This is a genomic window from Jatrophihabitans sp. sgz311053, assembly GCF_056135305.1.
Genome location: NZ_JBWAXP010000002.1, coordinates 1739012 through 1763577 on the forward strand (window position 1 = coordinate 1739012; position 24566 = coordinate 1763577).

At 71.6% G+C, this 24566-nt stretch carries 20 protein-coding genes; 6 read left to right on the forward strand and 14 right to left on the reverse strand.

Going from position 1 to position 24566, the window contains the following annotated elements:
• Positions 1-67: 67 nt before the first annotated feature.
• The gene (locus tag AC0NZQ_RS17130) at positions 68-349 is read right to left on the reverse strand and encodes a Fe-S cluster assembly protein HesB (RefSeq protein WP_474531196.1); all 282 of its coding nucleotides are present in this window, start codon (positions 347-349) and stop codon (positions 68-70) included.
• Between the two features lie 285 nt (positions 350-634).
• Here AC0NZQ_RS17130 and AC0NZQ_RS17135 point away from each other — a divergent pair, with 285 nt between their 5' ends.
• Complete coding sequence (locus AC0NZQ_RS17135; protein WP_474531197.1) at positions 635-1363, forward strand: methyltransferase domain-containing protein; 729 nt, start codon at positions 635-637, stop codon at positions 1361-1363.
• Positions 1364-1402: 39 nt separating this feature from the next.
• On the opposite strand, the gene dop is transcribed toward AC0NZQ_RS17135, so the two are convergent.
• Entirely contained in the window at positions 1403-2944 is a 1542-nt protein-coding gene (gene dop, locus AC0NZQ_RS17140; RefSeq protein WP_474531198.1) for a depupylase/deamidase Dop, read from the reverse strand.
• A 53-nt stretch (positions 2945-2997) separates the two neighbouring features.
• Here dop and AC0NZQ_RS17145 point away from each other — a divergent pair, with 53 nt between their 5' ends.
• The gene (locus AC0NZQ_RS17145; RefSeq protein ID WP_474531199.1) at positions 2998-4965 is read left to right on the forward strand and encodes a S9 family peptidase; all 1968 of its coding nucleotides are present in this window, start codon (positions 2998-3000) and stop codon (positions 4963-4965) included.
• A 69-nt stretch (positions 4966-5034) separates the two neighbouring features.
• Here AC0NZQ_RS17145 and AC0NZQ_RS17150 read toward each other — a convergent pair whose 3' ends face one another.
• Genes AC0NZQ_RS17150 through arc form a run of 6 tightly spaced genes read right to left on the reverse strand, consistent with a single transcriptional unit; the run spans position 5035 to position 10810 of the window.
• Complete coding sequence (locus tag AC0NZQ_RS17150; RefSeq protein ID WP_474531200.1) at positions 5035-6942, reverse strand: M48 family metallopeptidase; 1908 nt, start codon at positions 6940-6942, stop codon at positions 5035-5037.
• Between the two features lie 13 nt (positions 6943-6955).
• On the reverse strand, positions 6956-7558 hold the full coding sequence (locus AC0NZQ_RS17155; protein ID WP_474531201.1) for a LemA family protein: 603 nt from the start codon (positions 7556-7558) through the stop codon (positions 6956-6958).
• Positions 7559-7611: 53 nt separating this feature from the next.
• Complete coding sequence (locus AC0NZQ_RS17160; protein WP_474531202.1) at positions 7612-8373, reverse strand: sulfite exporter TauE/SafE family protein; 762 nt, start codon at positions 8371-8373, stop codon at positions 7612-7614.
• 27 nt (positions 8374-8400) lie between these two features.
• Positions 8401-8691, reverse strand: coding sequence for a GNAT family N-acetyltransferase (locus AC0NZQ_RS17165; RefSeq protein ID WP_474531203.1), 291 nt, complete (start codon positions 8689-8691; stop codon positions 8401-8403).
• Positions 8684-9043, reverse strand: a complete 360-nt coding sequence (locus AC0NZQ_RS17170; RefSeq protein WP_474531204.1) for a VOC family protein — start codon at positions 9041-9043, stop codon at positions 8684-8686. Before AC0NZQ_RS17170 ends, AC0NZQ_RS17165 begins: the two co-directional genes overlap by 8 nt.
• 3 nt (positions 9044-9046) lie before the next feature.
• Positions 9047-10810 (reverse strand): proteasome ATPase, encoded by a 1764-nt coding sequence (arc, locus tag AC0NZQ_RS17175; RefSeq protein ID WP_474531205.1) that lies wholly within the window; start codon positions 10808-10810, stop codon positions 9047-9049.
• Between the two features lie 184 nt (positions 10811-10994).
• Between arc and AC0NZQ_RS17180 the strand changes: the two genes are divergently transcribed.
• Positions 10995-11270, forward strand: a complete 276-nt coding sequence (locus AC0NZQ_RS17180; RefSeq protein WP_474531206.1) for a ferredoxin — start codon at positions 10995-10997, stop codon at positions 11268-11270.
• A 9-nt stretch (positions 11271-11279) separates the two neighbouring features.
• On the opposite strand, the gene AC0NZQ_RS17185 is transcribed toward AC0NZQ_RS17180, so the two are convergent.
• Together AC0NZQ_RS17185 and AC0NZQ_RS17190 are read right to left on the reverse strand one after the other, a co-directional pair.
• Entirely contained in the window at positions 11280-12179 is a 900-nt protein-coding gene (locus AC0NZQ_RS17185; protein ID WP_474531207.1) for a tRNA (adenine-N1)-methyltransferase, read from the reverse strand.
• 7 nt (positions 12180-12186) lie between these two features.
• Entirely contained in the window at positions 12187-13320 is a 1134-nt protein-coding gene (locus tag AC0NZQ_RS17190; protein ID WP_474531208.1) for a site-2 protease family protein, read from the reverse strand.
• A 62-nt stretch (positions 13321-13382) separates the two neighbouring features.
• On the opposite strand from AC0NZQ_RS17190, the gene lepB reads away from it, so the two are divergent.
• Together lepB and AC0NZQ_RS17200 are read left to right on the forward strand one after the other, a co-directional pair.
• The gene (lepB, locus tag AC0NZQ_RS17195) at positions 13383-15449 is read left to right on the forward strand and encodes a signal peptidase I (RefSeq protein WP_474531209.1); all 2067 of its coding nucleotides are present in this window, start codon (positions 13383-13385) and stop codon (positions 15447-15449) included.
• Between the two features lie 51 nt (positions 15450-15500).
• On the forward strand, positions 15501-16400 hold the full coding sequence (locus tag AC0NZQ_RS17200; RefSeq protein ID WP_474531210.1) for a RecB family exonuclease: 900 nt from the start codon (positions 15501-15503) through the stop codon (positions 16398-16400).
• Between the two features lie 96 nt (positions 16401-16496).
• On the opposite strand, the gene AC0NZQ_RS17205 is transcribed toward AC0NZQ_RS17200, so the two are convergent.
• From AC0NZQ_RS17205 to AC0NZQ_RS17215, 3 genes are read right to left on the reverse strand one after another with little or no spacing between them, the layout of a single operon-like run.
• On the reverse strand, positions 16497-17132 hold the full coding sequence (locus AC0NZQ_RS17205) for an HAD family hydrolase (protein WP_474531211.1): 636 nt from the start codon (positions 17130-17132) through the stop codon (positions 16497-16499).
• A gap of 19 nt (positions 17133-17151) precedes the next feature.
• Complete coding sequence (locus tag AC0NZQ_RS17210; RefSeq protein WP_474531212.1) at positions 17152-17469, reverse strand: STAS domain-containing protein; 318 nt, start codon at positions 17467-17469, stop codon at positions 17152-17154.
• A gap of 38 nt (positions 17470-17507) precedes the next feature.
• Entirely contained in the window at positions 17508-17960 is a 453-nt protein-coding gene (locus AC0NZQ_RS17215; RefSeq protein ID WP_474531213.1) for a PGPGW domain-containing protein, read from the reverse strand.
• Positions 17961-18497: 537 nt separating this feature from the next.
• On the opposite strand from AC0NZQ_RS17215, the gene AC0NZQ_RS17220 reads away from it, so the two are divergent.
• Entirely contained in the window at positions 18498-20768 is a 2271-nt protein-coding gene (locus AC0NZQ_RS17220) for an EAL domain-containing protein (protein ID WP_474531214.1), read from the forward strand.
• Here AC0NZQ_RS17220 and metH read toward each other — a convergent pair.
• A complete protein-coding gene (gene metH, locus AC0NZQ_RS17225; RefSeq protein ID WP_474531215.1) occupies positions 20733-24557 on the reverse strand; it encodes a methionine synthase in 3825 nt (1274 codons plus the stop codon). The two genes, AC0NZQ_RS17220 and metH, sit on opposite strands and share 36 nt — an antisense overlap.
• Between the last annotated feature and the right edge of the window lie 9 nt (positions 24558-24566).

The window sequence follows — 24566 nt, forward strand, 5'->3', positions numbered from 1 at the left end:
CCCGGACGACGACGCCCGCCCCCGATGTCGGGGACGGGCGTCGATGGTCGTGCGTCGTGGGTGGCGGTCAGCCCTGCTGCGCCAGCGAGAACTGCAGCTGACCCTGCGGGTCGACGGCCGCGTCGAGCAGCTTGTCGTCGAGCAGCTCGTCGAGCTCGGACTCGAGGAAGACCCGGGCGCCCTGCTCGGTGATCACGGTGTCGCCGGTGGACGGCACCGCCTGCAGAGACAGTTCCAGTGCGCCGTCGCCGGTGCCGGCGATCCGCACCCCGCTCTCGTCGGGGATCTCGGGCTGTGCCACCAGGTTGCGGATCTCGGTGGCGGCGTTGTCGGTCAAGGTCAAGGTCACGGTCGGATTCCTTTCGTCGTATGTCGGTCGCCCGCTGGTTCGTCGCAGGTGATCCCGGCCGTCTTCCCACCGTGCCGAGCGCCTCGGGGGGCTGTCAAACCACACGGCCGCGTGGCGTGTCCCCCCGGTCCGTCACTTCAGGAATGAAGCACAACTGAAGGCGGTAGGTAGTGTGACTGAAACCGGCTGACCGACGAGACGGTCCGCCGGGACACTGCGGAAGGATCTGTCATCCCCGTCTCCGAGCCCGCGCACGCCGAGCCCCCGCTCGCGCCGGCGCTGACCGTGACCCTGCCCGACGCTGCCGACCTGGACCAGGACGAGGAGTACTGCGACGTCGTCGTCGACGGCCGGGCACAGCGCATCCGCTTCCACGACTACGCCCGGATCTTCTCGATCCCCGGCCTGTACGAACAGCTCTTCGCCGAGATGCTGCAGTGCCGCTCCCCCGAGGTGGTCGTCGGGCTGCTGGGGGACGCGGTGCGCCGTGCCGGCCAGGATCCGAGCGAGCTGCGCGTCCTCGACTTCGGTGCCGGCAACGGGATGGTGGGCGAGCAGATCAGAGCGCTCGGGGCGCACGTCGTCCTCGGTGCCGATCTGCTCCCCGAGGCCCGGACGGCGGCGCTGCGCGACCGCCCCGAGGTCTACCGGGACTACCTCACGGGCGACATCACCGCCCTCGACGAGTCGCGGCGGGAGCGGTTGCGCAGCGCCGAGCTCAACGCGATGACCTGTGTCGCGGCGCTCGGCTTCGACGACATCCCGCCCGCCGCCTTCGCCGCCGCCTTCAACGCCATCGCCGAGACCGGCTGGGTGGCCTTCAACCTGCGCGACCGCTACGTCGACCTCCCCGGCGCCTTCGCCCGGCTGCTGCAGCGCATGACCGCCGAGCAGGTGCTGACCGATGTCGTCCAGCAGCGCTACCGGCACCGTCTCAGCGTCGCCGGCCGGCCGCTGGAGTACGTCGCGCTGGTGGCGCGCAAGCGCGCCCACCTGCCGGCCGACTGGGTCTGACCCGTCGCGGCTGACCCGTCGCGGCTGACCCAACGCCGGTCAGCGGGCGGCGTTGAGTTCGGCGATGAGCTCCTCGGCGGTGCCGCAGCGCTCCAGCAGGTCGCCGACGTGGCTGCGGGTGCCCCGCAGCGGCTCCAGCATCGGTACCCGCACCAGCGACTCTCGTCCGACGTCGAAGATGACCGAGTCCCAGGACGCCGCGGCGACGGCCTGGCCGTAGCGGCGCAGGCACTCGCCGCGGAAGAAGGCGCGGGTGTCCGGTGGCGGGGTGGCGACAGCCGACTCGGCGTCGCCGGCGTCCAGCAGGGTCTCCATGGCGCCGCGGGAGACCAGCCGGTTGTAGAGACCCTTCTCCGGCCGGATGTCGGAGTACTGCAGATCGACCAGCTGCAGCTGGGGTGAGTCCCACGCCAAGCCGTCGCGCTCGCGGTACCCCTGCAGCAGTCGCAGCTTGGCGACCCAGTCCAGCTCGCGGGCCAGCTGCATCGCGTCCTGTTTGAGCCGGGTGAGGACCGACTCCCACCGGTCGAGGATGTCGCGGGTCTGCGCGGCGGCGCGCTCGTCGCCCGATCGTTCGCCGCGGTCGGCGACGAAGGCCCGCGCCCGCGCCAGGTACTCGCCCTGCAGGTCGAGGGCGGTGATCGTCCGACCGTCGACCAGCGTGATCGCGTGCTGCAGCGAGGCGTCGTGCGAGACGGCATGCAGCTCGCGCACCGGAGCGGCGATGCCGAGGTCGTCGGGCAGGTAGTTCGCCTCGATCATGTCGAGCACCAGCGCGGTGGTGCCAACCTTGAGATAGGTGCTGATCTCCGACAGGTTCGCGTCGCCGATGATGACGTGCAGCCGCCGGTAGCGGTCGGCATCGGCGTGCGGCTCGTCGCGGGTGTTGACGATCGGCCGCTTGAGGGTGGTCTCCAGCCCCACCTCGACTTCGAAGAAGTCAGCGCGCTGCGAGATCTGGAAACCGGTGGTGCGGCCGTCCTGGCCGCGGCCGACCCGTCCGGCGCCGCAGAAGACCTGCCGGGTGACGAAGAAGGGCACCAGGTGACGCACGAGGGCCGCGAAGGGCGTCTCGCGGCGGCAGAGGTAGTTCTCGTGCGCGCCGTAGGAGGCGCCCTTGTTGTCGGTGTTGTTCTTGTAGAGGTTGATCACGGGATTGACGCCGGGGATGGTCGGCAACCGCCGGATCGCCTCCAGCATGACGAGCTCACCGGCCTTGTCCCAGCGGACGATGTCCAGCGGCGTGGTGACCTCGGGCGTCGAGTACTCCGGGTGGGCGTGGTCGACGTAGAGCCGGGCGCCGTTGGGGAGGATGACGTTGGCCATCCCGGCGTCCTCCTCGGCCTCGATGAACTCCGGGGCCACGGTGCCGCTGCCACCGCCGAGGTCGAAGCCACGGGCGTCGCGCAGCGGCGACTCCTCCTCGAAGTCCCAGCTGGCGCGGCGGGCCCGGCCCGCCGGCAAGAGGCTGGCGTAGGCGTTGACGACCTGCGCGGAGAGCAGCATGGCGTTGGCGCCGGGCTGGCCGGGCAGGCTCACGCCGTACTCGACCTCGGTGCCCATCACGCGTTTCACGGTCACCGGTCCAACTTACGTGGCCCGCCGAGACGGATGCGCGCTATAGGGTCGCCGCTATGACCGGATTCGCCAGCTTCGACGAGTACCTCTCCCACGCCCGGGTCTCCGCACTGGTCGCCTCCCCCGACGGCAGCCGGCTGGTGGCGACGATCGCCGAGCTCGCCGAGGACGGCTCCCGCTTCGTCACCGCCCTCTGGGACGTGGACCCGGCCGGTGAGCGTCCGGCACAGCGGCTGACCCGGTCGGAGAAGGGCGAGAGCGGCGCCGTGCTCGCCCCGGACGGCTCGGTGCTCTTCGTCTCGGGCCGGGGTGGGGACGACGACCCGGCGGCGCTGTGGCGGCTGCCGGCCCGCGGCGAGGCCGAGCGGGTGCTGACCCGCCCCGGCGGTGTCGACGGTGTCCGGGTCGCCGCCGAGGCCGGGACGACCGTGATCGCCTCGGCGACGCTGCCACGCACGTCGGGTGCCGACGGCGACGAGGCGGCCCGCAAGGCGCGCAAGGACGTCGCCACCAGCGCGATCCTGCACTCGGCCTCGCCGGTGCGGTACTGGGACCACGACCTCGGCCCGGACGAGACCCGGCTGCTGGCCCTCACCGACGGCGATCCGCTCGACCTCACCCCCGAACCCGGCCGCGCGCTGGACGAGGTCGGCTGGACGATCACCCCCGACGGCAGCACGGTGATCACCACCTGGGAACGGTGGGAGACGGCAGGCTTCCCCAAGGCGGCGCTGGTCGCCATCGACACCGCCACCGGGCAACGGCGCACGCTGGCCGAGGACGCCGCCGCGTACTTCGACTCGCCCGCGGTCTCGGCCGACGGGCGCTACGTCGTCGCGGTCCGCAACGGCGACTGCAGCGACGAGGAACCGTGGACGACCTCGCTCTGGCTCGTCGACCTCGCCTCCGGTGCAGGGCGGGAGCTGGTGGCAGACCCGGACATCCAGCCGTCCGCCCCCTGCTTCGGCGCCGACAACGACACGATCTTCTTCGTCGCCGACGAGCAGGGCCACGCCCCGGTCTTCCGGCTGGACGTCGGCAGCGGCGAGATCAGCCGGGTGACCGCGTCCGGCCACCACACCTCGATCACGGTCACCGCCGACGGCGCCACGCTCTTCGCGCTGCGCGACGCCTGGGACACCCCACCCCGGCCGGTCCGCTACGACGCCACCGGCGTCGACGGCGAGGCCGTGGAACTGCCGGCACCCGGCGCCGTCGAGGTGCCGGGCACGCTGCACCGGATCGCGACCACCGCGGCGGACGGCACCGAGATCGGCTCGTGGCTGGTGCTGCCCGAGGGTGCCTCCGAGGCCGCCCCGGCGCCGCTGCTGCTCTTCGTCCACGGCGGACCGTTCTCGTCGTGGAACGCCTGGACCTGGCGATGGAACCCCTGGCTGATGGCGGCCCGCGGCTACGCGGTGGTGCTGCCGGATCCGGCACTGTCGACCGGATACGGCGTCCACATGCGTCGTCGTGGGTGGCGGCAGTGGGGCGGGACGCCCTTCACCGATCTGATGAGCGTGGTGGACGACGTCGTCGCCCGCGCCGACATCGACGAGACCCGGACGGCGGCTCTCGGCGGCTCCTACGGCGGGTACATGGCCAACTGGATCGCCGGCCACACCGATCGGTTCCGCGCCATCGTCACCCACGCGAGCCTCTGGGACATGGGTGCCTTCCACGGCACCACGGACTTCCCCGGCGACTGGGCCCTGGAGTGGGGCTTCCCGGCCGAGGACCCCGAGCACTACGCCCGCTGGTCGCCGCGGACCTACGCCGACGACATCACCACGCCGATGCTGGTGATCCACGGCGACAAGGACTACCGCGTCCCCGTCGGCGAGGCGCTCAGCCTCTGGTACGACCTGCAGCGCCGCGGCGTCGAGTCGCGGTACCTCTACTACCCCGACGAGGGGCACTGGATCCTCAAGCCCGGCAACGCCCGGGTCTGGTACGAGACGGTGTGGGCGTGGCTGGCGCAGCACGTCCTGGACCAGGAGTGGGTGCAGCCCGAGCTGGTGTGACCGCGGGGGGTGCAGCCCGGCAGGCTCCGTCCCCGACGAGGGGCCCGAGCTGACGAGGGTGCCCGAGGCTCACGCCACCAGCGGCGGCAGCGGACAGTGCAGGACGGCGCAGGCGGTGCGCACCAGCTCGGCCTCGGTCGGGCGCAGCACACCGTCGGCGAGGACAGCCACCACCAGTGCCTCGACGAGCCGCTGCTTCTCCGGTGGCGGCAACGCGTCGAGCACCGGCCACGCGGCGTCCAGGGTGGCCCACGGATCCGGCGGCGGGGCGAAGGCGGCGACGACCCCGCTGGCGTTGACGTGCGCGGCAGCAGCCAGGTACGCCCGCTCGGCGGAGCCGGCGTCGTCGTGCCCGACCGCGGCGAGCACCGCCAGCAAAGCCTGCGTCGCCGAGTCCACCGCCGCCGCCGTCTGTCGGCGGCGAGGGGACGGCTGGCGCGCGGCGTCGGCGAGGTAGGTCGCCACGACCCGCATCAGGGCGTACTCGAAGACGACGACCCGGCCGTCGACGAGGGCCAGGTGTCGCAGCGTGGTGAGCACCGCCTGCTGCTCGGCGACCGGACGGGCTGCCAGCGCCGGCACCGCCAGCCCGGCCAGCGGCAGGGCGAGCAGCGGATCGAGCCCCGCGACCAACTCGACGCACCCGACGGTGGCGTTGGCTGCCGACGGTCCCAGCCGGGCGGCGACGTGGTCCAGCTGGCGGGTGCGCAGCTCGACTCGCCGGTCCAGGACCAGGGCGAGCAGCAGCGGCACCGCGGTGCCGCTCTGCCCGGCGAGCAGGCGGACCTCGGCGGGAATCCGGGAGCTGAGCCGGGCGCCCCGCGCCAGGTCGTCCGGGGTCATGGTGCCGACCCTGGCGCTGACGTCGGACGGCGTGAGCCGAGCCGGGTGCGGGGTGGTCAGCGGCGGGACAGGCGGCGGCGGGCCCGATGCCAGCCCGAGCGCGACGTCCTCGGCGGCGCCGTCCGGGGGCTGCACCGCGTACTGCCGCTGCAGGTCAGCCAGCTGCTGTTCGAGCTGTGCCGGGGTCACGCCGGGTTCGAGCGCGGCGATCCGCTCGGTCAGCGGCGGGTGGGTGGCGGCCAGTGACTGCGGCCTGCCCGCGCCGAAGAGCATGTGGTTGATCTGCTTCTCGGCGTGCGCGTCGCGCAGCGTCGACCCCTCGGGCAGGCCGGCGATCTTGCGCAGCGCGCCGGCCAGTCCGGTCGTCTGCCGGGTGAACTGGACCGCGGAGGCGTCGGCCAGCCACTCGCGCTGCCGGCTGACCGCCGCCTTGATCAGCCCGGCGAAGAACTGCCCGACGAAGCCGAGCACGATCAGGACGACCGCCACGAGCGCGAGCGGGTTGCCCTTCTCGTTGCGGGAGCGACCGCCGCCGAACTGCAGGAAGCGCAGCCCGACCAGGCCCAGCAGCAGGATGCCGTTGAGCAGGCCGAGGAGGCGGACGTTGAGCCGCATGTCGCCGTTGAGGACGTGGCTGAACTCGTGACCGATCACGCCCTGCAGCTCGTCGCGGTTGAGCCGGTCCAGGGCGCCGGCGGTCACGGCGATCGCGGCGTCGGCGGGGGTGTAGCCGGCGGCGAAGGCGTTGATGCCGTCCTCGTTCGGCATGACGAACAACCGCGGCATCGGGACGCCGGAGGCGATCGACATCTCCTCGACGACGTTGACGACGCGGCGCAGCCGCGGGTCCCGGGTCGTGAGGTCGATCGGCTCGGCCCCCACCGACTGCGCGACCACCGCTCCCCCGCCGCGCAGCGCGATGAGCTTGGTCGCCGTGCCGCCGCCGATGACGGCAAGGGTGAAGAGGGTCGCCACCACGAGCCACTGCAGCTGCACGGTCGCCGGACTCTGCCGCGTCAGGTACCACGCGACGGCGTCGACGATCGCGACGATGCTGAGCACGGCGAGCGCGAAGAGCAGCACCAGCCGCAGGCTCGTGCCGCGGGCGCGCTGCTGTCGCTCGAAGAAGTTCACGTCGCGGCGTGGGTCAGAACTGGACCTTCGGCGCCTGACGGGTCTCGGGCGGCGCGTCCGGCGCGATCTGCCACTGCGCGGCCTCGCCGAAGTGGAAGCGGCCGGCGATGACGGAGCCGGGGAAGGCCTCGCGCCTGTTCTCGTAGCTCATCACCGAGTCGTTGTAGGCCTGCCGAGCAAAGGCCACCTTGTTCTCGGTGGAGGTGAGCTCCTCGGTCAGCTGCATCATGTTCTGGTTGGCCTTGAGGTCGGGGTACTGCTCGGCGACGGCCGTGAAACGGCCCAGCGCACCGGCGAGCGCACCCTGCGTCCCGGCCAGCTGCTCCATGGCCCGGGGGTCACCGGGGCTGGCCTGCGCCGCGCCGAGGCCGGTGATGGCGGCGGCGCGGGCCTGCGTGACCGCCTCCAACGTCTCACGCTCGTGAGCCATGTAGGCCTTCGCCGTCTCGACGAGGTTGGGGATGAGATCGAAGCGTCGCTGCAGTTGCACGTCGATCTGCGCGAACGCGTTCCGGAAGGCGTTGCGGGCCCGCACCAGTCCGTTGTAGGTGACGATCACCCACACCACGAGCAGGACGACGACCACGGCGACGACGATCCCGATGATCAGGCCCACCCGATTCCCCTTCGTCGGACGACAGGTCCGCCGAGCCTAGAGCACGGCCGGGGTCAGGACGGGAAGGCGAGGAGCTTCACGACGGCGACGAGCCCGATCACGACGATGGTCGCGCGCAGCACGGTCGGTGAGAGCCGTCGGCCGATGGAGGCCCCGAGCAGACCGCCGATGATGGAGCCCGCGGCGATGAGTCCCGCGGCGGCCCAGTCGATGTGCGTCGTCAGCACGAAGACGACGGCGGCGACGAGGTTGACCAGGCCGGCGAGGATGTTCTTCAGGGCGTTCTGCCGCTGCAGCGACTCGGCGAGCATGAGGCCGAGGAAGGCCATCAGCAGGATGCCCTGCGCGGCGCCGAAGTAGCCGCCGTAGATGCCGGTGAAGAGGGTCATGAGCCAGAGCGCGGGGGTCACCCGCGCCGTGGCACCGCGGCCGCGCGCCTGCAGCCACCCGGTGAGTCGCTTGCCGAAGACCACGAGCAGCAGAGCCAGGATGATGAGCACCGGGACGATCGCGTTGAAGGCGTCGGCCGGCAGCGTCAGCAGCAGGATCGCGCCGCCGATGGCACCGAGCACCGACGCCGCCCCGAGCAGCACGGCCCGGCGGCCCTGTCCGGCGAGCTCGCGCCGGTAGCCGTAGGCGCCGACGAACGAGCCGGGGAAGAGGCCGACGGTGTTCGAGACGTTCGCCGTCACCGGCGGGATGCCGATGCTGACCAGCACCGGGAAGGACACCAGCGTCCCCGACCCCACCACGGTGTTGATCGTCCCGGCCCAGACGCCGGCGACGAAGACGAGCACGCCCTGCCAGAAACTCACCGGTCCATCCTCGCAAAGGCGAGGGGGTCAGCCGAGGAGGTCGGCGTACTCCGGGTGACGTCGGACATAGGCGGCGACGAAGGGGCACTGCGCGACGATCGACTCCCCCCGCGCGCGGACGTCGTCCAACGCGGCCTTGATCAGGCGCGACGCCAGACCCTGGCCGGCGAAGGCGTCGTCGACCTCGGTGTGGGTGAAGGTGACGGTCGTGCCGTCCACCCGGACGAAGGCAGCCCCGACCCGTTCGCCGTCGAGGTCGAGCACGTAGGCGTCCGGCTGGCGGCGGACGGTGATCTCAGGAGACTCGGCGTCAGACATTGGCCACCACGTTGACGATGTTGCCATCGGGGTCGCGGAAGAAGAAGCGGCGCACGCCCCACTCCTCGTCCACCGGGCCGTGCACGATCTCGAGACCGGCGGCGCGGACCCGGGCGCATACCTCGTCCACCTCGGCCACGGCGGCGACGCCGATCGACACCGCTGGGTTGAGCGGTGCGGCCGCGTCGGTGGACATGACCTGCAGCTGCACGCCGGGGTCGTCCGGCGGCGTGAGACAGGCGACCCAGCCGTGGTCCATGACGACCTGCGCCCCGAAGAGCCCGGCATACAGATCGCGGGCCGTGCCGACGTCGCTGACGACGAGATTCGGCACGACCCGCGTGATCGGCATCGCCTAGAGGTACTGGCCCGTGTTGCCGACGGTGTCGATGGAGCGGCCGGCCTCGGTGCCCTTCGCCCCGGAGACCAGCGTGCGGATGTAGACGATCCGCTCGCCCTTCTTGCCGGAGATCCGCGCCCAGTCGTCGGGGTTGGTGGTGTTGGGCAGGTCCTCATTCTCCTTGAACTCGTCCACGCAGGCGGCGAGCAGATGGGAGACCCGCAGCCCCCGCTGGGCGCTGGTGATGAGGTCCTTGATCGCCATCTTCTTCGCCCGGTCGACGATGTTCTGGATCATCGCGCCCGAGTTGAAGTCCTTGAAGTACAAGGTCTCCTTGTCACCGTTGGCGTAGGTGACCTCCAGGAAGCGGTTCTCGTCGGTCTCGGTGTACATCCGCTCGACCGTGCGCTGGATCATCGCGTCCAGCGTCGCCGTGGCGTCGCCGCCGTTCTCGGCCAGGTCGTCGGCGTGGATGGGCAGGCCGTCAATGAGGTACTTGGAGAAGATGTCCTTCGCCGCCTCGGCGTCCGGCCGCTCGATCTTGATCTTCACGTCCAGCCGACCCGGCCGCAGGATGGCGGGGTCGATCATGTCCTCGCGGTTGGAGGCGCCGATGACGATGACGTTCTTGAGCCCCTCGACGCCGTCGATCTCGCTGAGCAGCTGCGGGACGATGGTGTTCTCGACGTCCGAGCTCACGCCCGAGCCGCGGGTGCGGAAGATGGAGTCCATCTCGTCGAAGAAGACGATCACCGGGGTGCCGTCCGACGCCTTCTCCCGGGCCCGCTGGAAGACGAGCCGGATGTGCCGCTCGGTCTCGCCGACGTACTTGTTGAGCAGCTCCGGGCCCTTGATGTTGAGGAAGAACGCCGTGGCCTTCTCGTCCCCGCCGTGGACCTTCTGCACCTGCTTGGCGAGCGAATTCGCGACCGCCTTGGCGATCAGCGTCTTGCCACAGCCGGGCGGGCCGTAGAGCAGGATGCCCTTCGGCGGGCGCAGCTGGTGCTCCCGGAAGAGGTCCGCGTGCAGGAACGGCAGCTCCACCGCGTCCCGGATGGCCTCGATCTGGCCGGCGAGACCGCCGATGTCGGCGTAGTCGATGTCCGGGACCTCTTCGAGGATGAGCTCCTCGACCTCGCTCTTGGGCACCCGCTCGTAGGCGTAGGACGAGCGCGTCTCCAGCAGCAGAGAGTCACCGGCGCGCAGCGGCTTGTCGCGCAGCAGGTCGGCGAGGTAGACGACACGCTCCTCATCGGTGTGGCCCACCACGAGCGCCCGGTCGCCGCCGTCGAGGACCTCCTTGAGCATGACGACCTCGCCGGAGCGCTCGAAGCCCCGGGCGGCGACGACGTTCATCGCCTCGTTGAGCATGACCTCCTGGCCGTGCTTCAGCTCGTCGAGGTCCACCTCGGGCGAGACGGCGACGCGCAGCTTGCGGCCGGCGGTGAAGATGTCGACGGTCTTGTCCTCGAAGCGCTCGAGGAAGACGCCGTAGCCGGACGGCGGCTGCGCCAGCCGGTCGATCTCCTCCTTGAGCTGCACCATCTGGTCGCGTGCCTCACGCAGCGTGTCGGCGAGGCGGTCGTTGCGATCGCTCAGCGCGGCGACACGGGCCTGGGACTCGGTGAGCCGATCCTCCAGCAGCCGCATGTGACGGGGGGACTCGGAGACTTTGGCGCGGAGCAGTTCGAGCTCCTGCTCGAGGAACGCCGTGCGCCGGCGCAGGTCGGCGTCGCCGGCCGAGCTCGCGCTCGGCTCGTGCCCCGAATCGTGAACCATGAGGTCTACCTCCCGGTTGAACCTCGCCGACCATGCGGTGCGGCGACTCGCGGAGTGTTCCCGAAAACTCACCCTACACACGCGCGGGTCGACTTCCCGGCGCTCTACCCTGGGTGTCGGGACAGCCTCGATCGGGCCTGTTCCAACGGTGTTGACGAGTCGTGTCGAAGGAGTGTCCGGGTCCGTGGCTGAGCCGCTCAAGGTATGGATCGATCAGGACCTCTGCACCGGGGACGGGCTCTGTGTCCAGTACGCCCCGGAGGTCTTCGAGTTCGACGTGGACGGCCTCGCCTACGTCAAGGACAGCTCGGACGAACTGCTCACCGAGTCCGGCGCGCGCGCCGACGTCCCCGCCTCGCTGCGGCTGGACGTCATCAACTCCGCCAAGGAGTGCCCCGGCGACTGCATCCACGTCGTCCGTGAGGCCGACGGCGTCGAGGTGGCCGGCCCCGACGCCTGAGCCGACCGGCTAGGGCAGCTTCGGGCGGAACGGGACGTCGGGGTCCCGCTCCGGCAGCGCCGGCTTCTCCGACGCGGTGGGACGCCGCTGACGGGGCGGCGCGACGACCCCCGGCGCGAGCCGTCGGGCCGTGACCAGGAAGGCGGTGTGGCCGATCATGCGGTGCTCGGGGCGGACGGCGAGGTCGACGACGTGCCAGCCGCGGACGAAGGTCTCCCAGGCGTAGGGCTCGGTGAAACCGCCGTGCGTGCGCAGCGCCTCGATCAGCCGCGACAGCTGCGTCGTCGTCGCCACGTAACCGATGAGGACGCCGCCGGGCCGTAGCGCGGGCACGACGGCGGGCAGGACGTCCCAGGGACTGAGCATGTCCAGGATCACCCGGTCCACGGTCTCCTCGGGCGGGTGCTCGGCGATGTCCTTGCGCCGCAGCGACCAGTTCTCCGGCAGCTCGCCGAAGAAGGTCTCCACGTTGCCGACGGCGACATCGGCGTGGTCGTCGCGGACCTCGTAGGAGATCACCTGGCCCTGCGGCCCCACCGAACGCAGCAGCGAGCAGGTCAGCGCCCCGGAGCCCGCGCCGGCCTCGAGCACGGTCAGGCCGGGAGCGATGTCCCCCATCGCCACGATCTGGGCGGCGTCCTTGGGATAGATCACGGCGGCGCCGCGCGGCATGGAGAGGACGAAGTCCGACAGCAGCGGCCGCAACGCCAGGTACAGCGTGCCGGAAGTCGAGGTGACGACGGTCCCCTCGTCGGCACCGATGAGGTGGTCGTGCTCGATCGCGCCACGATGCGTGTGGAACTGCTTGCCCGCCGCCAGCGTCACGGTGTGCAGCCGGCCCTTCGGGTCGCTGAGCTGCACCCGCTCCCCCGGCTCGAAGGGTCCCGCTCCGGGTGCCTTGCTTCCCACTACCTGCTCACCTGCTGTGCTCCCTCAAGATCTCTGCGAAATCCGCTGCGGCGATGATGCCTGCCGGCGCGCCGTCGCCGGTGACGACCAGGTACTCCCGGGCCGGGTGCCGCTGCATGTGCTCCAGCAGCTCGCTGGCGCCGGTGCCGGCCGGGATCGTGGTGCCGTCGACCAGGGGCCGCGCGACCTCGCTCACCGGTGTCCAGGCCTGGCGCTGGGGCGGCACGGCGGCGATCAGGGACTCGTCCACGATGGCGGTCGGGCGCTGCCCGGCGTCGACCAGCACGAGCCCCCGGGCGCCGGTGTCCCACGCCCGGTGCAGCGCCTCGGCCACCGACAGATCGTCGGGGACGAGCAGCCCCGGTCGCAGCAGTCGGGCGACGTCCACGCCCGGCAGCCGACTGCGCAGCCGGGCCACCGCCAGCGACGCCGACGCGCTCACCCAGAGGTAGAGGGCGAGGAAGAAGGTCAGGACGGTGGCGGGGATGGCGCCGGGGCCGCGGACGAAGATCGCCGCCGCCGCTGCGAGCAGGATCGCGAAGATCCGGCCGGCCCACCCGGCCACCCGGGTGCCCGTGATGGCCGAGGCGCCGAGGCCCCAGACCGTGGCCCGCAGGATGCGGCCGCCGTCCAGCGGCAGTCCGGGGAGCAGGTTGAAGGCGGCGAGCACCAGGTTGCTCCAGGCCAGCAGCGCGAAGAGCGCGGCGGCCACCGAGCCGGCCGGCGAGGCGGCGTAACCACCGAAGGTGGCGGCGGCGATGAGGATCGAGACCAGCGGTCCGGCGGCGGCGATGGCGAGCTCGTGCCGTGCCCGCACCGGCTCCCCGTCGATCTCGGAGACCCCGCCCAGGGCGAAGAGGACGACCCGCTTCACCGGATAGCCGAGGGCCTTGCTGACCAGGGTGTGGCCGAGCTCGTGGGCGAGCACGCAGGCGGCGAAGAGCAGGCTGAAGCCGAAGGCGACGGCGTAGGCGCCACCCGGGCCGACGTCCGGGACGGCGTCGTCCACGACCGGGCCGTAGACGTAGGTCAGCAGCAGGCCGATGAGTAACCAGGACGGTGACACCATCACCGGGACGCCCGATACCCGCGCGACCGTCATCATCGGCGCCGCCCGCCGTGCCGGCGGCTGATTGCTCACTCCGGCAATGCTACGGCCCGGTCTCAGGCCGGTTGTGCCGCCGAACGGTTACGGTACGGACCGTGAGCGACGGGCCGGACGAGGCGCACGAGGCAGAGCTGCGTGCCCGCATCGAGGCCCGGATCGCCGCAAGGCGGGCGACGTCGGCGAACTCCGCGCGTCGCGCGGACCAGGACGACGACGAGCGCGCCGGCGAGGTGCTGCGTCCGGCCCGGCCCTGGGCCGATGGCGCCGGCTCCGCACCCGCGCCGCCGCAACTGCCCTCCGGTGACGCGGCAGCCACCGGCGACGGCGCGGCTGACGGGTCACTGCGTCCGAACCGGCCGTGGCAGCGTCGGCCCATCGAACCGCCGCGACCGCCGGGCAGCAGTGGTGGCGCCGCGCCCCGCGGCAATCCCGAGACGGTGCTCGGTCCGCTCGCCGGAGAACTCGCCGGCCGACGCGCGTCCGAGACGGACCTCGAGCCCGCAGCCGAGACGGCAGGCGTGCCCGAAGCCGGGGTTAATGCCGGGGTTGCAGCCGAGGTTGTCGCCGAGCCCGACGCCGGGACGGATGGCCGAGCGCCCGCCCGGGAGGCCACCCGGACACCGCCCGTCGTCACCACCGGACCTGCCGCCGATCCCCCGCCCTGGCTCACCGAGCCGATCGACCTGGACATCAAGGGCGCGGCGACCTGGGATCCGAACGAGGCGCCGAGCGACGACACCGCGACCGACGCGGACTCCTCGTCCGACGGCGCCGTCACAGGCGTTCCGGTGCCGGATCCGGCAGCGGACGGACCGGCGGCGAAGGGGTCCTCGCCCCGGCGCCCCGGCCGGTTCTTCGGCCGCAAGAGCCGGAACGAGAGCCGCGCTGACAGCACCACCGACACCGACACCGCCACCGCGATCGCCAGCACCACCGCCGTCCCGTCCGGATCGGACTCCGCCGAGCCGCAGCCACCGCTCGACGCCGAGCACGAGCGAGAGCCCGAGACCACCTCCGTGTCGAACGACCCGACTCCCGCCCGCCCCACCCACCGGCCTCGTCCCCGCCCGCGAAGCACCACGGCTGAGTCGCCGGCTCCGCCCGGCGCCGACACCGCTGCCGCTGCGACCGCCCCCGGTGCGACGCCCCCCGCCACGGCTCCTGCGCCGGTTGAAGTCCCCGCGACGAGTGCTGCTCCGGCACGTGCTGCCTCGGAACCGACCTCCGCCGCCTCACCACGGCCCGCGCCACGGCCCCGCCCGGTCGGTGACCCGGCGACGTCCGCGCCGGAGGCGGGAGGCGACGGCGCAGCAGCCGGCCGTCCCGCCGGCCAGGACCCGGACCTCAGCCGCTTCCTCGCCGCCTCCGAGCCCCAACCGGGCGACGACGAACCCGAGCGCCGGTCGCGGCGGGAGCGCCGCGGCCGGAAGGCCGTGACGTCCGGGACCGCGGCCGCGGCCGTCACCCCTGCCACCCCGGCCACGTCGGCCAGCACCCCGCACGGCACCGCTGGCCCGGACGGCACCGCTGCATCCGGCAGCTCCGCGGAGACGGCTCGGCCGGCGAAGCCGGCACGGACCGGACCGGCGCCGGCGGTGGCGTTCCTGCGCCGCCGCGGCCGGGGCCTGCTGCGCCTGGCCGTCATCGCCCTCATCGCCCTGCTCGCCGCCGTGGGGCTGCGCGAGTTCGTCGTCGCGCCGTACTACATCCCGTCGGCCTCCATGGAGCCGACGCTGCACGGCTGCCCGGGTTGCAACGACGACCGGATCCTCGTGGACAAGGTCAGCTACCGCCTGCACGATCCGCGCACGAGCGACATCGTGGTCTTCTCCAAGCCGCCGACCGCCGCCGTGGCCGACGACGTGCTGATCAAGCGCGTCATCGCCGTCGGCGGTGACACCGTCGCACTGCGCAACGGCGCCGTCTTCGTCAACAACCTCAAGCTCACCGAGGACTACCTGAACCCCGCCTGCGGCGCCAACCCGACGCGGCCGCTGACGCGGACCAGCCGCTGGACCGTCCCCGACGGGGATCTGTTCGTCATGGGCGACAACCGCTGCAACTCCGAGGACAGCCGCGCCTTCGGGCCGATCAAGGTCTCCTCCGTCATCGGTCGGGCGTGGCTCATCTTCTGGCCGCTGAAGCGCTTCGGCACCATCTGAGCAGCCGCCGGGGACGTCAACCGTGTCGGACCTCGCGCCTACGGTGACGCCATGACAGTCGGTGCGATCCCCGGCGCCCTCCCCGGCGCCGAGCCCCGCGAGCGGGTCGCGCCACTGCCCGTCCTGGGCTCGCTGTCGCCGTCCCGGGCGGCCGACTTCAAGTCCTGCCCACTGCAGTACCGGCTGCGGACGATCGACCGGCTCCCCGAGAAGCCGTCACCGGCCGCGGTGCGCGGCACGCTCGTTCACGCCGTGCTGGAGAACCTCTTCGATCTCCCCGCCGCCGAGCGGACACCGGCGGCCGCCATCGCGATGATCCCCGCGGCCTGGTCCCGGTTGCGCCTCGACGAGCCCGCACTCGACCAGCTCTTCGCGGCGTCGACCACCACCGGGCAGCAGGACGAGACGACGTGGCTGGCCAGCGCCGAGGCCCTGCTGGACAACTACTTCCGGCTGGAGGATCCGGCTCGGCTGGAGCCCGTCCGCCGTGAGCAGTACGTCGAGGTCGTCGTCGGCGACGTGCGGCTGCGCGGCGTCCTCGATCGGCTGGACGGCGCCACCGACGGCGCGCTGCGCATCGTGGACTACAAGACCGGCTCCTCCCCCGGGCAGGCGGGCGAGGGGGCGGCGCTGTTCCAGCTGAAGTTCTACGCGCTGCTACTGTGGCGGACCCGCGGCGTCGTGCCCCGGCAGCTGCGGCTCATCTACCTCACCGACGCCGAGACGCTGAGCTACCGTCCCGAGCCGGACGAGCTGGCGCGTTTCGAGGGGACGGTGCTGGCGATCTGGGCGGCGATCAAGCGGGCGCTGCCCGACGGGGATTTCCCCCCGAGCCCGGGCCGGGCGTGCGACTGGTGCAGCTTTGCCGCGCTCTGTCCGGCCTTCGGCGGGACCCCGCCGCCGTACCGGCCCCCCGCCGTCGTGACCGATCCGCGGGACCCCCCGGCGTAGACCAGCGGCGACACCGCCGACTCGACCGCGTCCAGATCTCCGGCGACGCCGACCGCGGCGGTTCCGAGCCCGAGCGAGCACGCCCGGCCACCGGGCTCAGGCCGGCAGCAGCGCGGCCAGGTCAGCGACCGTGAGCCCGACCAGCGACTCGCGAATCGTCCGCCCCGGCGCTGGCTCCAGCGGCACCTCACTCGGCACGGCGAGCACGGCGCAGCCCGCGGCCTGCGCCGCAGCGACACCCGTCGGTGAGTCCTCCACGGCGACGCAGGCGCCGATCGGGACCCCGAGCAGCTCCGCCGCCCGCAGGTAGGACTCCGGCGCCGGTTTCGGCTCGCGCACCTCGTCGCCGCAGACGGTGGCCGCGAAGTTCTCCCGGCCGAGTGTGTCGAGGGCCCGTTCGACCAGGGTCCGCTGGGTGGAGGTCACCAGCGCGGCCGGCAACCCCGCGGCCCGGACGGCGGCCAACAGCTCCGGGGCACCGGGGCGCCACGTCAGCTCGGTGCCGAAGAGCTCGAAGGTCCGGCTGTTGAGGAAGCGTGCGCTGGTGACCGGGTCTGCCTCGACCCCGACGTCGCGGTGCAGCAGGGCGACCGAGTGGGCCATGTTGGACCCGACCATGGCGATACGCGTCTCGGGCGAGAGTGTGCCGCCGAGGGACGCCGCCAGCTCGTGGAGCGCGATGTCCCAGATCTTCTCGGAGTCCAGCAGCGTGCCGTCCATGTCGAACAGCACCGCCGCGAGACGGCATTGATCAGGCAGCGGGACCCGCGCTCCACTGCTCGGAGAGGCCGGAGACCTCCAGCAGTCGCGCCACCGGGCGGGACGGCCGGGTCACCCGGAAGGTGCCGTCCACGTCGTCGAGGGCACCGGCGATCTCCACGAGCGCTCCGATGCCGGTGGAGTCCATGAAGGTCACGCCGGAGAGGTCGGCGACCACCGTGGTGATGCCGTCGGCGAGCACGATCTGGACAGCGTCGGTGAGCCGGCTACGACTGGCGACATCGACCGACCCCTCGACGAGCACCGTCGCGGTGTCGCCCGCGACCTCCGACGTGACGTTCAGGTTCATGGCACTGACCGTACTGGCGACACATGTGACACCGCAGATCAGGGCGTCGGGTCGGTGGCTTTGATCTCGCGGAAGTTCCGGACGCTGTAGATGATCAGCGCACCGGCGACGAGGCCGGAGATGATCAGCGACGTCCCGGTGCCCCAACCGCCCGGCAGCCACCAGGACTCCGCGAACGGCCACCAGCCGGGGACGTCCGGCTGCAGACCCCACAGCACACCCAGCGCGATGAGGATCGCCGCACCGAGGCTCGAGCCGAGGATGCGCGGCCAGGTCTCGACGCCGTCCGCCGCGGTCTGCAGGGCCCGGCGCTTCACCGGCTCCAAGCGGCGCTGCGCCCAGTCGTACTGCTGGGACAGCAGCGCCAACCCGCCGACGATCATCAGCAGTCCCGGCCCCGGCAGGATCAACGCGGCGATGCCGCCGAGGACGAGCAACCAGCCGAGCACTTCCAGGCCGATGCGCTTCAAGGCCGACGACGCCGCGTTCATGGCTGGGATTCTGCCCGTCGCGGCCCCGGTCGTCGCTGTGCGAATCCCCGGTTGCGGGTCGCGTCGTGAGTCGGTTCACACGCGTGCACCGCCCCGGGCACGGTGCGTGATCATGCTCGGCGTCCGATCTAAGCGCTATGTCGCGAACATGGCCTGAACACGGTGTCCCCGGTAACAGTGCCTTCGTCGACCGTCACCCAACAGAGCCGACCGTGCGCACAGCGTGAAACTCGGGCTACGGCCTTCACACGGCTGCTCGGGTAGACATGACCTATCGCAGCTGACACTGCGAACGAGGCGCTCCGCATACGGGGGTAGTGAAGCGCCCGCGGAGTCGCGGTTCCGGGGGGACCCTTCTCCGAGACTCAGGGCCCGGCCGGACGATGTCCGGCCGGGCCCACTCTCATTGCGCAACACTTGCTTCGTATCGCGCGTCCGAGGGAGACGCAGGCCGATCTTTGCGTCACACTCCTGTGAAGCGTCGGTCAAGTTCGCAGGCCTGGGGAGCCGCGCGGGTCGAGGAAGGGCCCCGTAGCCATGCTCGAAACCTGGGAAGTGCTGGTCATCATCGACAGCGCGCTGGGCGGCGTCATCCTCTTCGGGGCCGCGGCCTGTCTCGGCATCTGGCTCTTCGATCGCTCGATGCGGTCGTTCTTCTGGCTGGGCCTGCTCGGTCTGGCCATGACCGTGACCCTCGGCTCGGGCGCAGTCGTGCTCGGACGGCCGTCCGACGACTGGACCGTGGTCGCCGCTTACGCCCGCAGCGCGGCCTACGGCCTGGCCACCCTCACCGCCGTCCAGGCCGCGGCCCGGGTCATGCCGGAACTGCGGGTGCGGTGGCTGCGATGGACCCTGGTCGGTGTGCTGCTCGGGCAGACGGTGGTGAGCTGGACCACCGGCCTGATCGTGGACGGCACCGACGCCGACGGGTTCCCCCACTACGGTCCGCTGGCCTTCGTGACGGCGGCCTACAGCCTCGGCGTCCTCGCCCTCGGCGTGATCGTGCACCGGCAGGCGAAGCGCCGGCCCAGGCTGCGCGGCGCCGTCGCCGCCACGGGCCTGGTCCTCGCCGCCGTGGAGATCTTCACCCTCGTCAACCACGACGCGCTCGTGGACCAGCAGCTCTTCACCGTCAGCGTGCTGCCCGGCGGCACGGCCACCCTGGTGCTGGCCGGCCGCGCCCTGCTGCGGACCGCCCGCAGCCGCGACGTCTTCGCCCGCCGCCAGGAGACCATCGTCACGATCAGTCAGGCCGCGGTGAGCGACTCGGTGGACGCGCTGCGCCAGCGCGTCCAGCGCACGCTGCGGGCCGAATTCTCCGGCGGGGTCTCCGGCGGGGTCTCGGGTGACATCGTCGTCGCCGTCGGCGAGCGTGACCGGCTGCACCCGCAGCCCACCTCGACCGAACCTGCGGTCCGGGTCTCCGGTCGACGGTTCCGTGCGGTGGCCCTCGGCGTCCCGCAGGATCGGGCAGCCCGGCAGTTCACCGAGTCCCTGCTGCGGCTGCTCATCACCGCGGCCGACCGGGCCGGCAGCGAGGCCAAGGCCGCCCGCGGTGCGCGCTACGACGAGATCACCGGACTGCTCGGTGCGCCCGGCCTGCTCGACCGTATGGCCGACGACCTCGCCGCCTCACCGCGGCCGACGCTGGTGCTCCAGCTGTGCCGGCTCGACGGTCTGGGTGCCCTCGTCGCCGTCGACGGACCGGACGGCATGCGCGGCATCCTCGGCGGCGCGGCGACCGCCATGGACCGGCTGCGCCGACCACGCACGATCTTGGCCCGCTCGTCGGACGACACCCTCGCCGTAGCCGACCACGTCCCGGCCGGGGTGGACCCGGAGGGTTTCCTGCGCAATCGCATGGCCGAGGTGCGCCGCACGCTGCGGGACGCGGTCAGCGACGACGCGATCCGGTTGAAGCTGGGGGGCATCGTCGCCCGGCCGGGAGCGACGGCCGACTCGCTGCTACGCGACGCCTCGGCCGCCCTGCAGCGCGCCCCGCGGGACGGCAGCACGATCTACGTGGGCAACGAGGCCGAGGAGGTCCGCTCGCTCGTCGCCCTCAGCCGCGAGCTCGCCCACGCCGTCGAGCGGGACGAGATCGAGCTGCGCTACCAGCCCATCGTCTCACCCGGCACCCGCCGCGTGATCAGCGTCGAGGCACTCGCCCGGTGGCGCCGCCACGGTGTCATCGTCGCGCCGTCGGCGTGGATTCCGGCCGCCGAGCAGCACGGCCACATCATCGACGTGGGGCGCCGCGTCCTGCAGCTGGCAGCGGCCGACCAGGAACGCCTCGGGGTGCCGGTGGCGGTGAACGTCTCCCCGCTGCAGCTGGCCGACGAGGGGGTCGTCACCGACATCCTCACCGCCGTGGCGAGCCGCCCACCGGGCTGCATCACCCTCGAGATCACCGAGACCGCGGTGATGGCTGATCTCGGACGGGCCGTCGCGGTGCTGCAGGAGCTGCGCGACCACGGCCTGCGCATCGCACTGGACGACTTCGGCAGCTCCTACAGCTCGCTCGGCGCGCTGGCCGACCTGCCGGTCGACGTCCTCAAGCTCGACCAGTCCTTCGTCCGCCGCATCGAGACCCCGAACGGGCTGACGGTGGTCCGCTCGATCGTGTCGCTGGCCCGATCGCTGGGCAAGCCGCTCATCGCCGAGGGTGTGGAGACCGAGGAGCAGCTGGCCCTGCTCATGGCGCTCGGCGTCGAGCGGGTGCAGGGCTTCCTCCTCGGACGCCCCACCACCTTCGACCTGCTCGCCGAGCGTCTACTCGTCGTCGGTGCGGTAGCCGAGGTTGGGTGAGAGCCAGCGCTCGGCCTCACCCACGGTCCAGCCCTTGCGCTTGGCGTAGTCCTCGACCTGGTCGCGGCCGACCCGGCCGAGGACGAAGTACTGCGACTGCGGGTGCGAGAAGTACCAGCCGCTGACCGAGGCGCCGGGCCACATGGCCATGCTCTCGGTGAGCTCGATGCCGACGTTGGCCTCGACGTCCAGCAGCCGCCACAGCGTCTGCTTCTCAGTGTGCTCGGGGCAGGCGGGATAACCCGGCGCCGGGCGGATGCCCTGGTACTTCTCGGCGATGAGCTCGTCGTTGCTGAGCTTCTCGCCGGCGGCGTAACCCCAGAACTCGTGGCGCACCCGCTGGTGCATCCGCTCGGCGAAGGCCTCGGCGAGCCGATCGGCCAGTGATTCGAGCAGGATTGCGCTGTAGTCGTCCAGCGCGGCCTTGAACTCCTCGACCTTGGCCTGGCTGCCCAACCCGGCCGTGACGGCGAAGGCGCCGACATAGTCCTTGATCCCGGTCGAGGCCGGGGCGACGAAGTCGGCCAGGGACCGATGCGGGACGCCCGGCCGGTGCTCGGTCTGCTGCCGCAGCATGTGCAGGGTGGTGAGCACCTCGTCGCGCTTCTCGGTCGTGTAGACCTCGATGTCGTCGAAGTCGACGGCATTGGCGGGGAAGAGCCCGATGACGCCGCTGGCGGTGAGCCAGCGTTCGGCCACGATGCGGTCGAGCATCTGCTGCGCGTCGTCCCAGAGCTTGCGGGCCGTCTCCCCGGTGGTGGGGTTGTTGAGGATGTCGGGGTACTTGCCCTTCATCTCCCAGGCGTTGAAGAAGGGCTGCCAGTCGATGTATTTGCGCAGTTCTGCGAGGTCGTAGTCCTTGAAGACCCGGACGAACTGCGTGGGCGTCCCCGACGGGTGACGGTCGTCGGTGTGCAGGTCACGGGCCTGCTGCACGATCAGATGCGGCCGGGTCGGCCGGTAACCCTCCCACTCGATGGGCGTCCGGTCGTCGCGGACCGTCCCGATCGGCAGGATGACCTTCTGGTTCTGCCGCGCCTCGTGCCGCTCCCGCAGCGAGTCGTAGTCGGCCTGCAGGTCCTCGAGCAGCTGGGGGCGCCGCTCGTCCGACAGCAGCGAGGCGACCACCGGCACCGATCGCGAGGCGTCCTTCACCCAGACGACGGGGCCGTGGTACTTCCGGTCCACCTTCACCGCGGTGTGCGCGCGGGACGTGGTGGCGCCGCCGATGAGCAGCGGGATGTCGAAGCCCTGCCGCTCCATCTCCGTGGCGAAGTTGACCATCTCGTCCAGCGACGGCGTGATGAGCCCGGAGAGTCCGATGACGTCGGCGTCGTGCTCCTTGGCCGCGTCGATGATCTTCTGCGCCGGCACCATGACGCCGAGGTCCACGACGTCGTAGTTGTTGCACTGCAGCACCACGCCGACGATGTTCTTGCCGATGTCGTGGACGTCGCCCTTGACGGTGGCCATGATGACCTTGCCGTTGCTGCGCCCCTGGTCGTCGGGTGACTTCTCGGCCTCGATGAACGGGATCAGGTAGGCCACGGCCTTCTTCATCACCCGGGCGGACTTCACCACCTGCGGCAGGAACATCTTGCCGGCGCCGAAGAGGTCGCCGACGACGTTCATGCCGTCCATCAGGGGGCCCTCGATGACCTCCAGCGGGCGACCGCCGCGGTCGGCGATCTCCTGCCGCAGCTCCTCGGTGTCGTCCTCGACGTGAGCGTCGATGCCCTTGACCAGCGCGTGCGTGATCCGCTCGCCGACGGGCAGCTCGCGCCACTCCTCGCTCGCGGCCTCCCGCTGCTGGCCGCTGCCGGCGAACTCGGCGGCGATCTCCAGCAGCCGCTCGCCGGCGTCCTCGCGGCGGTTGAGGATGACGTCCTCGATGCGCTCGCGCAGCCGCTCGTCCACCTGGTCGTAGACCACGAGGGCACCGGCGTTGACGATGCCCATGGTCAGCCCGGCCTTGATGGCGTGGAAGAGGAAGACGGCGTGGATGGCCTCGCGGACGGCGTTGTTGCCGCGGAAGGAGAAGGAGACGTTGGAGATGCCGCCCGAGGTCTTGGCGTGCGGCAGGTTCTCGGTGATCCACCGGACGCCCTCGATGAAGTCGACGCCGTAGTTGGCGTGCTCCTCGATGCCGGTGGCGACGGCGAAGACGTTCGGGTCGAAGATGATGTCCTCGGCCGGGAAGCCGACCTCGTCGACGAGGATGTCGTAGGCCCGCTGGCAGATGTCCTTGCGCCGCTGCAGGTTGTCGGCCTGGCCGTCCTCGTCGAAGGCCATGACGACCACGGCCGCGCCGTACTTGCGGCAGAGCCGGGCGTGCTCGACGAAGGGCTCCTTGCCCTCCTTCAGCGAGATCGAATTGACGATCGACTTGCCCTGGACGTTCTTCAGGCCCTCCTCGATCACGTCCCACTTCGACGAGTCGATCATGATCGGGACCCGGCAGATGTCGGGCTCGGAGCCGACAAGACGCAGGAAGCGCTGCATCGCGGCGAAGCCGTCGATCATGCCCTCGTCCATGTTGATGTCGATGACCTGGGCGCCGTTCTCGACCTGCTGCCGCGCCACCGACAGGGCGGTGTTGTAGTCGCCGTCCTTGATCAGGTTGCGGAACTTCGCCGAACCGGTGATGTTGGTGCGCTCGCCGACGTTGACGAAGAGCGAGTCGGCGTCGATCGTCAGCGGCTCGAGACCCGAGAGCCGCAGCGCCGGCGCGATCGCCGGTGGCACTCGCGGCGCCAGCCCCTCGATGCGCCGAGCGATCGCGGCGATGTGCGCGGGGGTGGTGCCGCAGCAGCCCCCGGCCATGTTGATCAGTCCGGCCTCGGCGAACTCGGCCACGAACCCCGCGGTCTGGTCGGGCTCCTCGTCGTACTCGCCGAAGGCGTTGGGCAGGCCGGCGTTGGGGTAGGCGTGGACGAAGCAGTCGGCGATGCGGGAGAGCTCGGCGACGTAGGGCCGCAGCTCCTCGGCGCCGAGGGAGCAGTTGAGGCCGACGATGAGGGGGCGCACGTGGCGCACCGAGTTCCAAAACGCCTCGGTGACCTGGCCGGTGAGGGTACGTCCGGAGGCGTCGGTGATGGTGCCGGAGATGACGACCGGCCAGCGGCGGCCCTGCTCTTCGAAGAGCGTCTCGACGGCGAAGATCGCGGCCTTGCAGTTCAGCGTGTCGAAGATCGTCTCGATCATGATGATGTCGGCGCCGCCGTCGACCAGGCCCTGGGCCTGCTCCTTGTAGGCGGCGACCATCGTGTCGAAGTCGATGTTGCGGGCGCCGGGGTCGTTGACGTCCGGGGAGATCGACCCGGTGCGGTTGAGGGGGCCGATGGCACCGGCGACGTAACGCGGCCGGTCGGGGGTGCGCGCGGTCATCTCGTCGGCGGCGTCGCGAGCCAGCCGGGCCGAGGCGACGTTGAGCTCGTAGGCGAGCTCCTGCATGCCGTAGTCGGCCAGCGAGATGACCTGCGCGTTGAAGGTGTTGGTCTCGATGATGTCCGCGCCGGCCTCGAGATACTCCAGGTGGATGTCGCGGATGATCTGCGGCTGCGTCAGCGACAGCAGGTCGTTGTTGCCCTGGACGTCGCTGGGCCAGTCGGCGAAGCGTTCGCCGCGGTAGCCGGCCTCGTCGGGACGGTCGCGCTGGATCGCCGTGCCCATGGCGCCGTCGAGGACGACCAGGCGCTGCCGCAGCACCTCGGTGAGCGCCGCGGTCGCGTCAGGGCGATGCTGCGGCGGGTTCGTCGACGGGGCTGCCTGCTGGGTGGTGTCCGGCACTAAGTCGTC